This window comes from Neobacillus niacini (assembly GCF_019749295.1).
In the GTDB taxonomy this organism is placed as follows: domain Bacteria; phylum Bacillota; class Bacilli; order Bacillales; family Cytobacillaceae; genus Neobacillus; species Neobacillus niacini_D.
In genome coordinates this window covers 1-455 of record NZ_JACWFG010000039.1, presented here as the reverse complement: position 1 = coordinate 455, position 455 = coordinate 1, and the positions used below count along the sequence as shown (strand labels likewise).

1 protein-coding gene is annotated in these 455 nt (G+C 39.8%); it reads right to left on the bottom strand.

Translation table 11 applies throughout. The features are described from left to right. The coding region (locus H0184_RS27325) for a helix-turn-helix domain-containing protein (RefSeq protein ID WP_221831161.1) at positions 1 to 393 on the bottom strand (393 nt) is incomplete at its 3' end. Positions 394 to 455 lie beyond the last annotated feature (62 nt).

Sequence of the window (455 nt, the reverse complement as noted above, 5' to 3'; positions counted from 1 at the left end):
TTGTTTACCTTTTTTGTTCTCAGCTATATCAGACATGGGCGGCCTTCCTTTCGGTTTTTTCAGGCCTTCACTCCCATCCTCTAAGAAAGTCTTTTTCCATGAGGATATGATAGTTGGGGTGGTTATCCCAAAGTGAAGCGCAGCTTCAGTTTCTGAAGATCCTGTTCTTTTTATAAAGCTTAATACATCCAGCTTTAATTTAACAGGATAACTTTCGGGATGTTTCTTACTAGTTAACCCATTCTGCCCGAACTTCTCGTAAACTTTCACCCATCTTTCAATGGCTGATTTCGACTTAATCCCATGTTTCTTGGCAAGGGCTCTATATCCAAGATTTCCTTCCAGATATTCTCTTACCACCAATAGTTTTAATTCTTCACTATATTTGCCCATAAATAAACACCCCAAAAGCCAGATTTTACTCTAACTTTTGGGGGTCAGTACAGAACCGTCCC